At 67.2% G+C, this 16,873-nt stretch carries 20 protein-coding genes; 4 read left to right on the top strand and 16 right to left on the bottom strand.

Annotated features, from left to right (window positions below):
* Positions 1–44: 44 nt before the first annotated feature.
* A complete protein-coding gene (locus ACP4XC_RS10320; protein ID WP_427174875.1) occupies positions 45–1,544 on the bottom strand; it encodes an FAD-dependent oxidoreductase in 1,500 nt (499 codons plus the stop codon).
* A 162-nt stretch (positions 1,545–1,706) separates the two neighbouring features.
* Between ACP4XC_RS10320 and ACP4XC_RS10315 the strand changes: the two genes are divergently transcribed.
* Together ACP4XC_RS10315 and ACP4XC_RS10310 are read left to right on the top strand one after the other, a co-directional pair.
* Entirely contained in the window at positions 1,707–1,961 is a 255-nt protein-coding gene (locus ACP4XC_RS10315) for a hypothetical protein (protein WP_427174874.1), read from the top strand.
* A gap of 58 nt (positions 1,962–2,019) precedes the next feature.
* Entirely contained in the window at positions 2,020–3,168 is a 1,149-nt protein-coding gene (locus ACP4XC_RS10310; protein ID WP_427174873.1) for a cation:proton antiporter, read from the top strand.
* Positions 3,169–3,219: 51 nt separating this feature from the next.
* On the opposite strand, the gene ACP4XC_RS10305 is transcribed toward ACP4XC_RS10310, so the two are convergent.
* Positions 3,220–3,897: a DNA alkylation repair protein gene (locus ACP4XC_RS10305; protein ID WP_427174872.1), complete on the bottom strand. Its 678-nt coding sequence runs from the start codon at positions 3,895–3,897 to the stop codon at positions 3,220–3,222.
* Between the two features lie 238 nt (positions 3,898–4,135).
* Here ACP4XC_RS10305 and ACP4XC_RS10300 point away from each other — a divergent pair, with 238 nt between their 5' ends.
* Complete coding sequence (locus ACP4XC_RS10300) at positions 4,136–4,924, top strand: ABC transporter ATP-binding protein (protein ID WP_427174871.1); 789 nt, start codon at positions 4,136–4,138, stop codon at positions 4,922–4,924.
* Positions 4,905–5,759, top strand: a complete 855-nt coding sequence (locus tag ACP4XC_RS10295; RefSeq protein ID WP_427174870.1) for an ABC transporter permease — start codon at positions 4,905–4,907, stop codon at positions 5,757–5,759. Before ACP4XC_RS10300 ends, ACP4XC_RS10295 begins: the two co-directional genes overlap by 20 nt.
* 88 nt (positions 5,760–5,847) lie before the next feature.
* Here the strand turns inward: ACP4XC_RS10295 and ACP4XC_RS10290 are convergent, their stop codons facing one another.
* From ACP4XC_RS10290 to ACP4XC_RS10225, 14 genes are all read right to left on the bottom strand, one after another.
* A complete protein-coding gene (locus tag ACP4XC_RS10290; protein ID WP_427174869.1) occupies positions 5,848–6,363 on the bottom strand; it encodes a mycothiol transferase in 516 nt (171 codons plus the stop codon).
* A 488-nt stretch (positions 6,364–6,851) separates the two neighbouring features.
* Positions 6,852–7,307 (bottom strand): universal stress protein, encoded by a 456-nt coding sequence (locus ACP4XC_RS10285; protein WP_427174868.1) that lies wholly within the window; start codon positions 7,305–7,307, stop codon positions 6,852–6,854.
* Between the two features lie 94 nt (positions 7,308–7,401).
* Positions 7,402–7,842 carry a universal stress protein gene (locus ACP4XC_RS10280; RefSeq protein ID WP_427174867.1) on the bottom strand — a complete coding sequence of 147 codons (441 nt, stop codon included), beginning with the start codon at positions 7,840–7,842 and terminating at the stop codon, positions 7,402–7,404.
* Positions 7,839–8,477, bottom strand: coding sequence for a V-type ATP synthase subunit D (locus tag ACP4XC_RS10275; RefSeq protein WP_427174865.1), 639 nt, complete (start codon positions 8,475–8,477; stop codon positions 7,839–7,841). The genes ACP4XC_RS10280 and ACP4XC_RS10275 overlap by 4 nt, the downstream gene beginning before the upstream one ends.
* Entirely contained in the window at positions 8,474–9,919 is a 1,446-nt protein-coding gene (locus ACP4XC_RS10270; RefSeq protein ID WP_427174863.1) for a V-type ATP synthase subunit B, read from the bottom strand. The genes ACP4XC_RS10275 and ACP4XC_RS10270 overlap by 4 nt, the downstream gene beginning before the upstream one ends.
* A complete protein-coding gene (locus ACP4XC_RS10265) occupies positions 9,916–11,664 on the bottom strand; it encodes a V-type ATP synthase subunit A (protein ID WP_427174862.1) in 1,749 nt (582 codons plus the stop codon). Before ACP4XC_RS10265 ends, ACP4XC_RS10270 begins: the two co-directional genes overlap by 4 nt.
* Complete coding sequence (locus tag ACP4XC_RS10260) at positions 11,652–12,173, bottom strand: hypothetical protein (RefSeq protein ID WP_427174861.1); 522 nt, start codon at positions 12,171–12,173, stop codon at positions 11,652–11,654. Before ACP4XC_RS10260 ends, ACP4XC_RS10265 begins: the two co-directional genes overlap by 13 nt.
* The gene (locus ACP4XC_RS10255) at positions 12,170–12,391 is read right to left on the bottom strand and encodes a V-type ATP synthase subunit F (protein ID WP_427174860.1); all 222 of its coding nucleotides are present in this window, start codon (positions 12,389–12,391) and stop codon (positions 12,170–12,172) included. The genes ACP4XC_RS10260 and ACP4XC_RS10255 overlap by 4 nt, the downstream gene beginning before the upstream one ends.
* A 17-nt stretch (positions 12,392–12,408) precedes the next feature.
* Positions 12,409–12,852 (bottom strand): ATP synthase subunit C, encoded by a 444-nt coding sequence (locus ACP4XC_RS10250; RefSeq protein WP_427174859.1) that lies wholly within the window; start codon positions 12,850–12,852, stop codon positions 12,409–12,411.
* Positions 12,849–14,177: a V-type ATPase 116kDa subunit family protein gene (locus ACP4XC_RS10245; RefSeq protein WP_427174858.1), complete on the bottom strand. Its 1,329-nt coding sequence runs from the start codon at positions 14,175–14,177 to the stop codon at positions 12,849–12,851. Before ACP4XC_RS10245 ends, ACP4XC_RS10250 begins: the two co-directional genes overlap by 4 nt.
* On the bottom strand, positions 14,164–15,090 hold the full coding sequence (locus ACP4XC_RS10240) for a hypothetical protein (RefSeq protein ID WP_427174857.1): 927 nt from the start codon (positions 15,088–15,090) through the stop codon (positions 14,164–14,166). The genes ACP4XC_RS10245 and ACP4XC_RS10240 overlap by 14 nt, the downstream gene beginning before the upstream one ends.
* Positions 15,087–15,551, bottom strand: a complete 465-nt coding sequence (locus tag ACP4XC_RS10235) for a hypothetical protein (protein ID WP_427174856.1) — start codon at positions 15,549–15,551, stop codon at positions 15,087–15,089. Before ACP4XC_RS10235 ends, ACP4XC_RS10240 begins: the two co-directional genes overlap by 4 nt.
* A 139-nt stretch (positions 15,552–15,690) precedes the next feature.
* Positions 15,691–16,101: a hypothetical protein gene (locus ACP4XC_RS10230; RefSeq protein WP_427174855.1), complete on the bottom strand. Its 411-nt coding sequence runs from the start codon at positions 16,099–16,101 to the stop codon at positions 15,691–15,693.
* A gap of 41 nt (positions 16,102–16,142) precedes the next feature.
* The gene (locus ACP4XC_RS10225) at positions 16,143–16,865 is read right to left on the bottom strand and encodes an SDR family NAD(P)-dependent oxidoreductase (protein WP_427174854.1); all 723 of its coding nucleotides are present in this window, start codon (positions 16,863–16,865) and stop codon (positions 16,143–16,145) included.
* Between the last annotated feature and the right edge of the window lie 8 nt (positions 16,866–16,873).

Genomic DNA, 16,873 nt, shown 5'->3' with positions numbered 1-16,873 from the left:
GGCCGGGGACGGCGGGTTTGATACGGCCCGCCGTCCCCGGCTTGTTAAGCCGGCGGGTTATGGAGGCCAGCCTCAGTGCGGGGGGCAAGGTTCCGCGTGGCGGGACCTTGGATGACGGCGCCGTCGACGGCGAACCGCGAGCCGTGGCAGGGACAGTCCCAGGTGAGGTCCGCGGCGTTGAACTCCACCGTGCAGCCCAGGTGTGTGCAGACGGCCGAAAGGGCGTGGACCCCTCCGGCGGGGTCGACGTACACCGCGGTCTTTTCCCCCGCAATGTCCACCACGGTCCCTTCACCGGGTTTGGGACCACCCGCAGCTTCTGCACCGGAAGCCCCTTCCCGGGATTCCATCGGGGCGGAGCGCGGGGCCGGCCTGGTGCTGTCGAATGCCGATGCCCATTCGTTCCGGCGCCCGGACAGGATGTCGGTAAGCATCAGCGCCGCTGCTGTGCCGTTGGTGAGGCCCCATTTGCGCAACCCCGTGATCACGAAGATGTGCGATACATCCGCGGACATCCTGCCAACATACGGCAGTCCGTCGACCGGCATGGCGTCCTGCGTGGACCAGCGGAAAGCCACGTCGCCGGTGCCCAACCGGTCTCGGGAAAAAGCCGCCAGGCGCCTGTACCGCTCGGTCGTGTCGCCTGCAGCCGGTACGCGGTGGCCTTCGCCGCCGACCAGGACATAGTGCCAGCCATCAACGTCGATACTCAGGATGGAGCGCATGGGCTCGTCAACGCTGATGAAAGTGCCATCCGGCCCCTGGCCCTCCGTGCGGCTGGCAACGAGGTACGAGCGGTGCGGATAGCAGCGTGCCCCAAACGCGCCCTGGTCACCGAACGGAGTGTTGGTGGCCACCACGACCTCGCGCGCCCGGACGGAGCCCATCCCGGTGTCAACCACGGCCGGGGACCCGTCGTGGAAGGCCTGCGCGAACGATTCCTCGAACACGGCGCTCCCGCCGCCGTGCACCGCCCGTGCGAGGCCCTGCAGGTATTTCACCGCGTGGAGCTGAGCCTGGCCATCAAACCGCACGGCGCCTTTGACGCCGAACGGCAGCGGCACCTCCGTGGTGAAGGCCGCAGGCAGCCCGAGCCTCGCGGCAAGTTCTGCTTCTTCGCGGACGAGGGGCAGCGTGGTGTCCGTTTCGGCGTAGGTGTAGTTGGCCACGCGGCCGAAGTCGCACTCGATCTCCTCTTCCGCGACGACACGGGCAACATGCGCGACGGCGGCCTGGTTGGCCTCGCCGTAAACGCGGGCGGTCCCGGCGCCGTGGCTGCGGGTGAGTTCGGTGTAAACCAGGCGGTGAAGCGAGGTGACCTTGCCGGTGGTGTGACCGGTGACGCCGGTCCCCACCCGTGCTGCCTCCAGCACCGCGACGCGCTGCCCCGCGCGTTTGAGGGCCAGGGCGGTGGTGAGCCCGGCGATCCCGGCCCCGATCACCGCGACGTCAACCTCGACGTCGGCCGTCAGGGGCGGGTAGCCGGTGGCACCGGCCGTTGCGATCCAGAGGGACACGGCCCTGCCTGCCAGATTCTCGTCCACCGTCGCACCCTCCCAAAAGCTGTGCGCCGTCGTCCGCAGCGGGCAGGGCGCACAGTGAAGATGCTCGGAAACTAACACCATTCCCGGCGCCTGTACAGGACGTCACGGAGAGGAGTCCGCATAGGATGAGGGCATTAGTGATCCGTGAAGCGGAGGTCCCCGATGAACAGCCCCTGTGTCGCCATCTGCCAGTTGAGCACTCAGCCCCAGAAGGACTTTGACATCAATACCGAGCTGTTAATCCTGGAAGGCGGCAGAGTCCACGTCCTTACCTGGGATGCCGAACCCCGGGACGGGGGCTTTGACGACCACATGCTCAATGACCGGGTCAGCGCCCTGGGTTTTATGGTGGTTACCGACTGGGAGTACCTCGATGACAAAGCCTACGCGGTGGTCGAGCGGCGTTCGGGCGGATAAGTGCAATGCCCCAGGTGAGTCCGCTTGTGGCCCCTGACGAGCCTGAGCGCGGCCCGCGGTGAGCTTCCTGTCGCTGGCGCTGATCGCCGTCGTCGCCCTGGCCGGACCGGTGCTGGCACTGCCCGTGCGCTGGCGCCTGCCGGTGGTGCTGGGCGAGTTGCTGGCCGGCATCGTCATCGGGCGGACAGGGCTCGCGCTGGTGGACCCGGGCGATCCCACGTTCAGCCTGCTGGCGAACATCGGGTTTGCCCTGATGATGTTCGTGGCCGGGACCCACGTCCCGGTGCGGGACGAGCAGATCCGCTCCGCCCTCGGCCGCGGATCGCGGCAGGCCGCGGCGGCGGCAATCGGCGCAGCCGTCCTTGGGCTGCTTGTGGGACTGGCCTTCGGCACGGGCCACGCTCCCCTGTATGTGGTGCTGCTGGCATCCTCATCGGCGGCACTGGTTCTTCCCATTGTCGATTCCCTGCACCTGGTCGGCCCTCCGGTGGTGGCCATGACAGCGCAGGTGGCGATCGCCGATATCGCCTGCATCGTTGCCCTGCCCCTCGTGGTGGACCCGCCCCATGCCGGGATCGCCGCGCTGGGGGCGCTCGCAGTGGCGGCGTGCGCCGCGGTTCTCTTCTTCGCATTGCGGTCGCTGGAGCGCAGCGGCGTCCGCGGCCGCATGCACCGGCTCTCGGAAAACCGCAAGTTTGCCTTGGAGCTCAGGATCCAGCTGGCCCTGCTCTTTGCCCTGGCAGGGGTGGCGAACCTGAGCCACGTGTCCGTGATGCTGGCCGGCTTTTCCTTTGGCCTGGTGGTGGCCGCTGTGGGCGAGCCAAGGCGGCTTGCCCGCCAGCTCTTCGCCGTGAGCGACGGCTTCCTGGGGCCGGTCTTTTTTGTGTGGCTGGGCGCCACGCTGAACCTGAAGGACCTCGCCGGGCATCCGGAGATGATCCTGCTGGGCCTGGCCTTAGGGGCGGCAACACTGCTTCTGCACGCCGCCCTCAGGGTCTTTGGGCTCCCCGTGCCGCTCGGGGTCCTCTCTGCCGCCCAATTGGGAGTGCCCGTGGCGGCGGCAAGCATCGGCACTCAGCTCCATGTGCTGTTGCCCGGCGAGGATGCGGCAATCCTGCTGGGCGCGCTGGTCACCATCGCCGCAAGCGCGGCGGCGGGCTCCCGGGCCGCGAAGTCGTTCAGCCAGCCGGCGCCCACGGGCGGCTGAACACCGGGAGTTCCGGCGCGGTGTGCTGCGGCGGGTTCGGCTGCGCTGCCGTCAGGCCCCGGCTGCGCTGAAGCGCAGCTCGGGTCTGCTTTTCGCCACGGCATCGAGGATGACGTCGATCGCCTCGCGGGCGGCGGTGGCGCCGTCCGGAACGCTGTCGGCCGCTTCGGAGCCCCGCCGCGGAGAGGCAAGCGACATCCTCGCGTGGCGGACGAAACGGTCCCAGTCCCCCGTCCCGGCCCGCAGTTCCTGGAGCGGCGAAAGGAGCGCGGCCCGGCGGAGCCAGGGATCCGGCTCCCGCGCCCAGCGGTCCAGCACACTGTCCGCGCGGACCCGGCGCACCAGATCGAGTCCCGCGATTAACGGTCCAACCACGTCCACGGCGAGCGGATCCACCAGCTCCCGGAGGCGGGCCTCCCTCACAAAGCCCTCCAGGCGGGTGAGGTCCGAATTCCTCAGCAGCCGAACGTTTGACTGCAGCAGAACGATCGCCGCAAGGCGACGTTCGAAAACGGGGACTGCCCACAGCTCAGAGCTGAGCGCGGTAACTTCATCGTGTGTCAGGCCCTGATGGCGGCGCAGGGCGTCCCTCACGGTCCCGCGCACGGCTCCCACCGAAGATCCGTAATACCGCAGCCCGCTTCCCAGCCGGTCCCGCGACTGCTCCGCGCGGATCCAGGACGCCTCACGCTGCAGGGCGAGGTCAATGAAATCAGCCGGATCACTCATGCGTTCATTGTTTCTCTCCGCATCGTCGGCGTCGAGTTGCCCCCTGGCGGGGCAGGGCTTTGTTCCCTGTTGCCCTGCCCGAGCATGGGCTTCACTGAAGGGGTACGCAGGAACGCCGAACCGCGCCGACGGCGATGACGGTCGAGGCCGGGGAGAAGGAATCCGCCCCCGGCAGCGGCCACGGGCCGGACAACCGGGCGCGGCCCCCGGCAACGTGCTCTGGAGAGGGTGGGTCACTGTGGAAGCCGTTCCCGCGGTCCGGTGCAGAGGCATCCATTACAATTTTGGCGAAACCGCGGCCGTCGACGGGGTGGACCTGGACGTGGACGCCGGAACCATCTTCGGGCTGCTCGGGCCCAACGGAGCCGGAAAAACCACGGTCATCCGGATGATCACCACTCTGTTGAACACAAAGATCGGCTCGATCGAGGTCTTCGGCGTCGATGTGGCCCGGCACAAGCTCGAAGTGCGGCGCCTGATCGGTTACGTGCCGCAGCAGCCCTCGGCGGACGCCGACCTTACGGCGCGGGAAAACGTCAACCTGTTTGCGCGGCTGTTCGATGTGCCACGCCAGGAACGACGCCGAGTGGTGGGCTCCGCCTTGGCGGCCGTCGGCCTGTCCGACGTGGCCGACAGGCGGGCGAAGGCCCTTTCCGGAGGGATGGTCCGCCGCCTCGAGCTGGCTCAGGCCCTGGTCAGCGCACCCCGGCTCCTGGTGCTGGATGAGCCCACCATTGGCCTGGATCCGATTGGACGTGCCGCGGTATGGGCCCGCATCCGGGAGGTGCGCGCCAGCACCGGCATGACGGTGCTGGTGACCACCCACTACATGGACGAGGCCGATCAGCACTGCGACCGGATCGCCATGATGCACGGCGGCCGGATCCACGGTCTCGGAACACCCGCGGAACTCAAGAAGGGGCTGGGACCCGAGGCAACCCTGGACGATGTCTTCCTGGCGTCCACGGGGGCCGCGCTCGGCAGCGCCCCGCCGGAGGAAACCCCCCATGGCAAGACCCAGCGCTGAAACCCGCGCCGAGCGGCGGCAGCCACGCACCCGGGTCACACGCAGGGCCGGACCCGCCTCGTTCGTGCAGCTGGCGTCCCTCCTCGGATCGCGGGTTGTCACCATGTGCGTTGTGGAGCTGCAGAAGATGAGGCACGACACCACCGAACTCCTCATCCGCGCCATCCAGCCGGCGCTCTGGCTGCTGATTTTCGGCGAGACGTTCACCCGCCTCCGGGCCATCCCGACCGGCAGCGTGCCCTATCTCGACTATCTGGCGCCGGGCATTTTGGCCCAGTCCGCCCTGTTCGTTGCCATTTTCTACGGCATCCAGATCATCTGGGACCGCGACGCCGGGATCCTTGCCAAGCTGCTTGTCACCCCTACCCCCAGGGCGGCCCTGGTGGCAGGCAAAGCGTTCGCGTCCGGGATGCGTGCGCTGGTCCAGGCCGTCGTGGTGCTGGTGCTCGCTGCTTTGCTGGGCGTGGCCCTCACCGCGGACCCGCTCAAGCTGCTCGCTACCGCAGGCTTTGTGGTCCTCGGATCGGCCTTCTTCTGTTGCCTGTCCATCACGGTAGCGGGGCTCGTGTTGAGCCGGGAACGCGTCATGGGAATCGGGCAGGCGATCACCATGCCCTTGTTCTTCGCATCGAATGCGCTGTACCCGGTCAGCCTCATGCCCGGCTGGTTGCAGGCGCTCAACCAGGCCAATCCGCTCGGCTCTGAGGTCGACGCATTGCGCGGGCTGCTCATTGGCACGCCCGCCAACCTGCTCCTCGATTTCACCGTGCTACTGGTTGCCGCGACCGCCATGATCAGCATCTCAGCGGCGCTGCTTGGCCGCTTGGCACGCTGAGGACGGCCAGCCTAACCCGACGAAGGGCTATCCTGAAGGGCCTTAATGCCAGCCTCCGCCAGGGCAAACCTTGGCCGGGCGTCCGGCTCTAAACGCGCATGTGGGCGGGATTCAAGCCTTTTGCATAGGCGGCCTGTCCCACGTGCTGGAGGCAATCGGCAATAGTGCTGACCAGCCGCACACCGAGGGTCACGGGCGGGTCCCAGCGGGTGTCGACGATGCGGTCGAAGTCCTCGTCGCCGAGGGTTTGGAGAAACCTCGCGGTCTGGCCGTGAACGGCGTCGTAGTATTCCCCCAACAGTTCCGGCGGTGCCTGCACCGCGTCCACCTGATGGGTCGAATGGCCGTACCCGGTGTCGCGTTCGGGCAGCGGCAGGCCGAACCGGCCGGCAAACCCCTGCGAGGTCCACACCTGATCGATGCCGGCGGCGGAGGCCACCTGCACGTCTTCCACGCGGCTGAGGTGCCAGATCAGCCAGGCTATCGAATTTCCGTTGCCCGCTGGCCGGCGGAACAGGGTTTCGTCCTCGACCCCGTTGAGTGTTTCGGCCACGGTGTCACGAATTCGGCCGAAGGCGTCCAGCAACAGTTCGTTTGACTTCATCGGGTCCCCTCGCCGTGCATTTTCACTGAGTCATCAATGGTTGAGTCATCATGCTTGGACCGTCATCGTTGAGGCCGTCATGGTTATCGGCGCCCGCGACAAAAGGCGGTTCCTCCGGAGTCCCGGAGCTTTGACCTGGAGGGGCGGCCAATTTGCACGGTCAACGCGCCGCCGCCGGACCCGGCGGGCGCATCTCGATCTCCAGGCATGCCTATCCCCCCGGTCCTGGTTGCTGATGTGGTGGTGGCCAATGGCACACCGGCTCGAATTATGTGCCGCCATGTACCTCACGACACACTAGCCGGGCGGACAACAACCCCAACAGGGACTTAGGACCGTATCCCAAAGCGTCCACATAGGGCAGGAACCCCGGGGCGCGGTCGGCAACAGCCAGCATTTACGACCTCATCCCCGGTGGGGTCACAGCTGAAGAGCCGTCGCTCCGAGCCCGTGACCGCGAATGCCCCTATTCGCCTCGGGGCCGGCAACTACGCCCTGGAGCGGACCACCAGGACAGGACATGGTGCGTGGTTGATCACCTGTGTGGAGACCGAGCCGAGGTGCAACCCGGGAAATCCCCCATGACCCCGGGAACCGACCACCACAAGATCCGCGTCCTTGGCCGCCTCAAGTATTGATGAAGCCGGTGAGTCGCTGTTAACTACCTGGCCGCTGGCTGCCACGCCCTCATTTGCAACCGACTCCAACGCGTCAGCCTGTAGCGTCCCAGCAATTTGTTCAGGCGACTCTTCCGCGACTATTTCACCAACCGCAGTTTCCAGCACGGCCGGATACCACGCCATCGGCGGCTTCTTCCAGGCTGTGATCAGGCGGAGCTGCCCGTCGCGATGGCGGGCCTCGTCCACGGCCCATTTCAGTGCGGCCTGAGAATGTTCGGAACCGTCAAAACCAACCACAATCATGAACGAACCGGTGCCGGTCATTTGTCTTTCCTTTCACTAGCCTTCACTGGCATCCTAGGCTTCGCGTGCCCCGCCATTCAGAGGCATTGGTACCGTCCCCATGGCGCCCCCGCAGTCACGGCGTCCCACGCAGGGGTACCACCATCACGGGCACGCCCGAGAACTCCAGGACCCGCAGGGTGTGGCTTCCGATGTAAGGCGTTGCGCTGCCGGGACGATCCACAAGGGCCACGACTATCAGGGCCGCGTTGACTTCACGAGCCTCGGCCAGGATTTCGGCGGCGACCCGTCCGGAGCGCCGGCTGACGGACATGCTCACTCCTGCCGCCGCTGCCAGCGCGGCAACATGGCTGACTGCCGCTTCGGCGGCCAGATCGGCATGCCTGGCCAGGGCGGCCGGGTCGATGCTGCCGGGATGCTTGTCCAGCGCCCCGGGGTCCATGACCGTCACCACCCTCAGGCTCGCGCCGAGCCGGCGGGCATAATCGACGGCCACTTCGGCTGCCCGGAAAGCCGCTCGGGAGTCGTTCACCGCCACCAGTATCACCTCGCTCATGCACCCTCCTTCCTCTTGGCGTCCCGCGCCGGCCCACCTGCGGCCGCTACGTTCCGGTCAGCGGCCCAGCGCAGGCGGAGGCTCTCTTCGAGTTCCTGCGCGTCAAGCTGCCGGCGGATATCCAACAGTTCATTTTCGAGTTTGGGAATCCAGCGGTTCTCAACGGCCCGCTGCCGGGTCCGGGTCGCAGCCAGCTCCGCGGTCAACAGACTCTCCGCCCGTTGGACGGCGGCTAACCGAACCCCGGCTTCCAGCACGCTGCGATGAACCGCAGCCGTGTAGGACAGTGCCGAGCTTCCACCCGTGACGGGCCCCGCCGGGAGTTGACACTCCGGATCCTCGGGATAGGCCACGCCCATCGTGCTGCCCCACCGCAATTGGACTCCTGCCGGCTCCAGCGGTGCGGCCGCCTCGATCCGTGCGCTCCCGTCCAGTGCGGCTGAGCGACGCAGCCAGAGCGCGGCTTCTCTGGCCAGCTCATCCCACTCTGTGCGGGCCAGTTCCGCACGAAGCTGAAGCCGTTCCAGCTCATCCGCCAAAATGTGCTGCTTTCGGTCCAACAGCCGTGCGCCGTGACGCGCGATCATCAGCCGGCGCTCGACCCGGACCTTGCCTGCCCGGCCCATGCTGCTCATGGACGCTCATCCCTGCCGGGAAGGTAACGCTCCAGGAAACTGGTCGGCACCATGGTCAATTCCTGTTCCGGCAGCGCCGCCAACGCAGCCCAGGCCCGGCTCAAAGTGTCGTCCAGGGACCGGATTTCGTCGCGCCCCTGGTTAAAGAGACCGTTTTCCACCAGAGTCCGGTACTGGATGTAGCTGCGGTCGGTTTCGCTCAACGCCGCCGCGCCCACCAGCTCGGCCAGTTCGGTGGCCTGCCGTGCCCGCGCCATGGCGGCAAGAACCTGGGCCGCCACGTCGAGGTGGTCCTCGCGGGTCCGCTCCTTGCCGGCACCGCTGCGCATCAGCCGCGACAGCGAGGACAGGACGTCCACGGGCGGGTAGATGCCACGGGCGGCTATCTCAGGGGCAAGGACTATCTGCCCCTCCGTGATGTAACCGGTCAGGTCCGGCACCGGATGGGTTATATCGCCCGCTGGCATCGTCAGCACCGGAACAATAGTTACCGAGCCGTCGTGGCCCTTGGCCCGCCCGCAACGCTCGTAAAGGGTGGCGAGATCGCTGTACAGGTATCCGGGGTAGCCCCGCCGGGCAGGAATTTCCCGCCGTGCCGCGGACACCTCACGGACCGCTTCGGCGTAACTCGTCATATCCGACATGATCACGAGAACGTCGTGACCTTCGGTGTATGCCAGGTGTTCGGCGATGGTCAGGGCGATCCGAGGGGTGAGGATCCGTTCAATGACCGGATCGTCGGCAGCGTTCAGGAGCAGAACCAACTCTCCCCCGGCAGAACGTTCTTCAAGACGGTCCCGAACGTATGCGATATCCGCATGGGTCAGCCCCATGGCGGCAAAAACCACCCGGAATGACTGGCCGCTCGAGGTCGCCTGTGCCGCGATCTGGGTGGCCAGTGTCAGGTGCGGGAGACCGGGCACCGAGAAGATGGGGAGTTTTTGTCCCCTGACCAGGGTGGTCAGTCCATCGATGACCGAAATGCCGGTCAAGACTGGTTCCTGCGGCGGTTCCCGGTAAACGGGGTTTAGCGGCCAACCGCTGACAGGAAGGGTTTCCGTGCCCGTAACCGGCGGGCCGCCGTCGAGCGGTTCACCGCGTCCATTGCAGACGCGCCCGAGCCATTGCGTTCCCACCTCGATGTGGAGGGGGCGTCCCTCAAAGCGGATCCGGGTCCCTCCCAGGGACATACCGTCAGTGCTTTCGAGCACCTGCAATGTGGCAAGGTCCTGGTCCACTTCAAGGACGAGGCCATGGCGCCGCTCGCCACCGTCCATATCTATGGTGGCAAATTCATCCCAGCCCACACCGTCTATCCCGCCCGCAATGAGCAGTGGCCCGCGGAGCTCCCGAACGTCTCCATGGGAGATCTGCGCGGCGAAGCCTCGGGATAACGGCAACGGCCCGGCGTCGCCGGAGTCCGGGACTTCCGCGCGGTTCATCGCAGGGCCTCTAATGCCCTGAGTACTTCGCCGCTGCGGGCTTTGACGGCCGCTGCATCCGCGGGCCCCGTTTCTTCGCGGGCTCGAAGGACCGCACCGTGGTCTGCTTGCTCGATGGTTGTGGCGGCCACGCCCCTTTCCACAAGTCGCTGGCAGGCGTCGACGACGTCGAGCACCAGGTCCAACAAGGCTGCACCCTTTTCCGCGGAACAGAACCCGTCGTTGGCGCTCAGTGCATTCTGCATCAGCACGCCGTCCCGAAGCAGGCGGCCGCCCAGAAGCACCATTCGTTCGTGGCCCGGCAACGACGAAGTCCCGATGATTTCGGCCAATTCGGCCAACCGGTCCGACTCGGCCAGCAGGTCGGCGGCCCGGGCCCTGCGGGCGGCCCACCCCGGATGCCCGTTGGCCCCATGCCAGATGCCAAGGGCTTCCGCGTCGCGGGCAAAAGAGCCGGTCCAGCTCACGGCGGGATAATGCCGGGAATAGGCCAAGTCCCGGTCCAGCATCCACAGGGACCGGATGAACCGCTGGGTGTCCGTGGTGACTGGTTCCGTCATGTCACCGCCGGGCGGGGAAACAGCCCCGATCACCGTTACGGACGCCGTCTTCCCACCGAGCGTCGTCACACGGCCGGCCCGCTCGTAGAAAGAGGCCAGCTCGGACGCGAGGTTGGCCGGGTAGCCCTCCTCGGCAGGAAGGTCACCGTTGCGGTTGGCGAATTCGCGCAGCGCTTCGGCCCAGCGCGACGTCGAGTCCGCGATCACGACGACGTCGTATCCCATATCGCGGTAGTACTCAGCCACCGTGATCCCCGTGAAGATGCTTGCCTCACGCGCCATCATGGGCATGTTTGACGTATTGGCGATGATGACTGTGCGGTCGATCAATTTGCCCCCGGTGCGCCCGTCCTCAAGCTGTGAGAGCCCGTCGAGGACGTCGGCCATTTCATTGCCCCGTTCTCCGCAGCCCACGTAGACGATGACGTCGGCATCGCTCCACTTTGCGATCTGCTGCAGCATCATCGTCTTGCCCGTCCCAAATCCGCCCGGAACAGCCGCGGCCGCCCCGCGCGCCACCGGAAACATCAGATCCAGTACCCGCTGACCAGTGTGCAGCGGCACGGTGCCGGTCTGCCTGGACCGGAAAGGACGCGGCCGGCGCACCGGACAGCGTTCCGAAAGCGCCACCTCCCGGCCGGCAATGACAGCTACCGCGTCGAGCACGTGGACCCTGCTCTCCGGCGCCAGCCAGCTAAGCTCCCCGGACACGTCCGGCGGCACCAGCACCCGGTGCTCCACAGACCCCGAGTCAGGCACGGTGCCGAGGACATCACCGGGAGAAACCCGGGCACCGGCCACGGCCTCCGGCTTGAAGGTCCACTCCCGCGACAGCGCTGCGGGGTCTTCCGCGGATCCGGACCGCTCGGGTGTCAGCCACATCGGTGCCGACGACAACGGCCGCATCAGGCCGTCGAACACCTGCCCGAGCAGACCCGGGCCCATCAGCCCGGAAAGCTCACGGCCGGTAGGAACGGCAACATCGCCGGCTTTCAGCCCGCCGGTGTATTCATAGGCCTGCAGTGTTGCCCGTGTCCCGGTAATGGCCACCGTTTCTGCGCTGATGCGCCGGGGGCCGACGGCGATCAACTCAAGCATTGACAGCGCTTCCACGCCCTCGATCTCGACGAGGGGCCCGCTGACATGCACCACGGTGCCGTCCCGCCGGGCAGCTATCGGGTCCATAGCTCACGCGCCCCGGGAACGGAGTCCAATGACATCTCGGCCAGCACTGGCAGGGAAAGATCGAGACGGCGGGAGCCGGCCTCGGCGACGACGCCGCCCTCAGGGCTTTCGGACACGACAGCATCAGGGCCGAGCAATTCCCGGCACTGTTCCGTCAGCCGCGTCACCAGCGCAACGTAGCGGGCGTCTGACCTGAGTCCAACCGCCGCCTCCCGCACCCGGCGGCGGAGTTCCAGCCGGAGGGAACTGCGCTGCGCCAGGACCAGTTCGTGTGCTTCGCGGCGGACCCGCGCCGAGCGCAGTGCCGCCTCGGAGCGGGCGGTGGCCTCGCCCTCCTTGGCCGCGGCGGAAAGGATCGCGGCGGCCTCCGTCCTTGCGGCATCCACCAAGGCACTGGATTGCCTGCGGGCGTCGTCCCGGAGCTCAGCGGCCCGTTTCTGGGCCACGGAGCGGAGTTCCTTGCGCACCGGTTCCAAGGCGGCGTTGGATTCCGGTGCCAGCCCGGTCATGGAAGCACCACCGTCATGGGCGAGCGGGGATCGGCCATGACGGGCGCCAGCGCGTGTGCAGATCGGGGCGTGAGAATGACGATTGCCGTGTGAGCGGGCAGTGCCGTCCATGCGCGGCGGATTTCCTCGGTGGTGGAAGCTGCAAAGACGCTCACGCCGGCGAGCCGGAACCCGGCCAGCAGGGTCTGTTCACCGATCGCGGCAATGGTTTCGGGCACCGTTTCCACTCCCCCGCTCAGGCCTTGCCGATGAGGATAATGGCAATGATGAGTCCGTAGATAGCGATCCCTTCCGCCAGCCCGACCACAACCATGGCCCGTCCGAAGATTTCCGGCCGCTCACTCATCGCGGCGAGGGCAGCCGATCCGGTGTAGGCAACGGCAAACGCCGCGCCGATCGAGGAACCGGCCACGGCGATGGCGGCCGCGATAAGTGCTGAGCCGCCGGCGCCTGCCGGTGTGTCGGTGGCCGCCGCGGCGAGGGCCGGGACCACGCCGCCGGAAGCGGCTGCCGGCGCTGCATTCAGTGCCCCGGCCAGTAGCGCCAGCGATCCGCCCATAACGGCGACGTTAAGGGCCGCCAGTATCTTGAAGGCGGACCTTCGCCAGCGTCTGACCAGGAGGATGGCCCCCGTTGCAGCGATGAGGAAGACAGGAACGGTTCCGAACCAGAGGTTCACAGGAGGTGCCTTTCAGCAGGTGTGCCGGAGGGGACAATCGGGACACCGGTTCCGGGCGCCCCGCCAGCGGTGAGCTCGGGTGACCACGGATGGAATGGGCGCCCCTCGGACTGGAAAATTCGTGAAAACAGTTCGTAGTATTCAAGGCGCAGAGCCTGGATTCCTGCCACCAGCGCTTCAAGCGCGAAGGTCACAATATTGCCCACAACAAACAGCAGGACCGCTGCGGCCGCGCGCCAATCCGGCGCCCACAACGCCGTCGTCCCGTTCCAGACCACCATCAGCAGCGCGGCGTGGGTCAATCCGAAAGCAGCCAGGCGCGCAAAGGAAACGAGGTTCGAGCCCAGGCGGATCACAGTGTCAACGAGTTCGACGCCGGCTTGGAAGGCGGCCGTGGCCCCTCCTCCGGCTTCAACGAAGAGACCGATGAAGATGAAGACCAGCGCGCCAAGCGCTATGACGGCTGCCGCGGCAGTCAGAAGCTCGGTGCCGGTGGTGAGTCCCCAGACGAGAAGCCCCACGGCGAGGAACAACAGGGAGCCTGCGACCCCGGAGCGGGCATACAGGGCATATCCCCAGCCGCCTTCCCTGACCCGGTTGATAGTGCCGGCGGCATAGGCACCGGCAAGCAGGAACGCTCCAACCCCCAGACCCGCCACCAGGAGCGGCACAGGATTGGCCAAGGGTTCCAGCCACAGCACGGGCACCAGGCCGGTGGGCCCGAAAGCCTCGCCATACAGGGCTCCGAAGACCATGGCGGCCAGCCCGGCCCCGCTCACGAAAAGCCAGGTCCGTTGCAGCTTGGCCAGTTTCTTGATGCGCCCGCCGCGCAACACGAGCCCGGCGGCAAGCAGGATCGCTCCGTGTCCCATGTCGCCGAACATCATCCCGAACATCAGAACGTAGGCAATCCCGGCGAGGCGCGAGGGATCCAGATCCTCATAGGGGACGGTTCCGTAAGTATCCACCAGGGTCCGTGAGACGCGTGTGGCTCCGCTCCCCCCGCCGAGCATTGTGGGCGGCTGGATCCACCGCGGCCGGGGCAGGGGGACCACCGCTGCCCCGAGCCTGGCGAGCCTTGCCGCGAGCCCGGGAATCTCGTCATTGGGCATCCACCCCACCCAGGCCGCTGACGGGCCGGATACGACAGCGGCGGCCGCCGCCTTCTCAAGTTCCTCGGAACCCTTGCCCGGCGTGTACGGGAGGTCCAGCTCGACGAGGGAGCTGCGCGCCACTTCGACGAGCATGCGTCGCCGGTACTGCTCGGGCACCACCAGGGCTACCCGCTCCATCCGGACAGGGGCCGCCGATTCACGCCGCCTCATCGAGCACCTCGCTTGAACCGGCGGCCGCAGCAGCGGCAGTCAGTGCCGCCCGAACACGCCACGCATCAGTGGACAGGACTGCAATGGCGCCCAGCACAACGTCCGGTCCGGGCATCGAGCCACGAAGCAAATGGAAGCCATCCTTCTCCACCGCGGCGCAGACCCGGGCCTCGGCACGCCACAGCTCCTTCGGAGACGAAATATCCAGGATCACCGTGCGCAGGGACGGCGGTAGCGCGGAAGAGAACTCGCCGATGCTCGTGGCGGCCTCCCACGAACGGCCGATGACAGGCCGCAGCAGGTGAAGGACCGGCGCCGACGGCGTCACGCGGTCGACAGTCAGGATCCGGGCCGCGGTGAGGGCACACACCGCACCGCACCACGGCCGCGCCGGCGGTGCCACGGCAGCCAGCCGCCGCAGCCAGGCCACGGTCAGTGCGTCCCTCAGCATGCCCGGGCCGGCGTCGCCGGCGCTGCCCCAGGCTGTGGCGCGAAGGATGGCGGCCAGTTCTTCGCTCGATCCGGCCGTCCGCAGGCGGGGCCATCCGGTGGCAAGGGCACCCAGGTCATAGGGCTCGGGGGCCTTTGCCCCGCCGGCGAGTTGGTGGGCCAGGGCAATGACGTTCTCGATTTCAAAGATCCCGGCAGCCGCCCGCGCGAGAGCGGTGCCCGACGCCGGCAGCCACCCGGCAAGAACGCGCAGCTGCCATAAAACGGTCTCCTGAAGGGCTCGTTCAGCGACCGCCAGTCCTGGTGCCCCGCTGAGTCGTTCCGCATAGCTTGACCCTTGAAGCAAGGACAGCGCACGGTCCAGGCTCGGTTGAGCTGCCACCTCCCGGCTGGTGGCGGCGCCCACCCGGCGCTGCGCCATGGACCGCGCCCGTACGGAGGCGGCCACCCAGTCGGCCTTCATTTCTGCCCTGGATTCTTCTGTCCCTGATTCTTCTGTCCCGGGTTCTGCGGAGCCAGCAGGGTGCCGATGACCTTGCTGACGACGGCCGGGATGAGCGCCAGGCCAGACTCTTCCAGCGCCGCTGCCTCGTGGCGGGCCTGCTCCAGCAACTGCCCGTCCCGCTCCGAGGCTTCCTGTTCAATGCGGGAGGCGGCCTTTGCGCGCTCCGCTCCGGCGTCAAGCCGGGCTTGGGACAGGATCGCGGCCGCTTGTGTCCGGGCCCGTGCCACATCCTCTTCCGCGCTCAGGCGTGCTTCCTCGACGAGCGCCGCACACCGCGCGACGTCGGCGGCGAGCGCCGTGAACACCGGCGCCAGTTCCGCGGCCGGACCCTGGTTGTCCGCTGCCGGCACGCCGGCCGGGCCGGCAGGACCGGGAGCACCGACAGGCCTGAATCGGTCCAGAATGCTCAATCGCGCCATGGCACCTCCCTCGGAAATGTCCTCTGAGCCACAGTCTAGGCCCGGGGTGCCCCTGGCGGGACTGATGGAACACGAAGCACATCAGCGACTGAGGGGAGGAGCGCAAACCACGGCTTGCGCTTGAATACGCATCTTCAGGTCAGTGCGCCATGTGCGCAGCCCGCGCCATCTGGTGGCCAAGATTCAAAACCCGTTTGGACAAGTCTTCCGGGCACAAGGCCCCTACCGCCGAGTGACCAGAGCCAAGGACCTCCTCCTCCAAACCCCCTATGCCTGCCGCGGCGCCAGCATCTTCCGCAGCACCAGATGCTTCCGCAGGCTGCAGATCCGGAGGTCCCGCCTGCGGACGGCTTCGAAGAACAGCGGACCACAGCGCTTCCACCGTCGCGACGGCCACGGTGGCGCCCGTCGGCCCCGAAACCAGCCAGCCGTCGCCGGTGGCGGCCACCTTCGGGGTCCCCGGCCACGTTTGGCAGACGCCGTTGACCGTCTGGGCGACAATCAGATGCTGCCGCATCGTGCGGACCGGCCCCAGTACCGGGTCGCTCACGACACTTCGTCCGCACGCTCCGCACATGCCAAGGCCCTTCCCTAAGGCATAACGTCGCCGGAATTTGGCCCCAGCGTCTGGCCGACATACAGGTTGCCGCCCGGATCGCTGGCGAGAAGCAGTGCCGTGGGCGCGACCTCGGCCGGAAGACCGAAGCGCAGCAGCGGCAGTCCGGCACGCTTCGCCACTTTCCAGTCCTCGGAGATGCCGTCCACCAGGGGCGTCTCGATGGGGCCTGGTGCGATGCTGTTGACCAGCACGTTGTCACCGGCCGTTTCCAGGGCCAGAGCCTTGGTCAGTCCCACCACTCCGGCTTTGGCGGCGCTGTAGTGGCAGAGGCCGGTGCCGCCCTTGATGGCCGGTTGGGAGGAGATGTTGATGATGCGGCCCCACTTCTGCTGCCGCATTTCCCCCACCACCTCCCGGCAGCACAGGAAGACACCCGTCAGGTCAACGGAAATCGTCTCGTTCCACATGGCCAGGGTCATGTCTTCCAGCGGAGATTCTGTCAGCAGACCTGCGCTGTTGACGAGAACATCGATGCTCCCAAGCTCGGCCCGGGCGGCGGCGAAGGCGGCCCTCACGCTCTCTTCGTCGGAGACGTCGACGGCGATCGTTCCCGCCGCGCCGGACCGGTCGAGGACCGCCACTCTGTCGCCGTTGGCGGTGAAGGCTTCGGCGATGGCCTTGCCGATGCCGCTGGCCCCACCTGTAACCACCACAGCCCGGCCCTCAATAGGGCGGGAGGCTTCAGGGTTGTTCATTCTTGTCC

This window comes from Arthrobacter sp. 92 (assembly GCF_050260325.1).
Taxonomy (GTDB): domain Bacteria; phylum Actinomycetota; class Actinomycetes; order Actinomycetales; family Micrococcaceae; genus Arthrobacter.
Note: the sequence above shows the minus strand (reverse complement) of the source record. Positions and strands in the feature narration are given on the sequence as shown.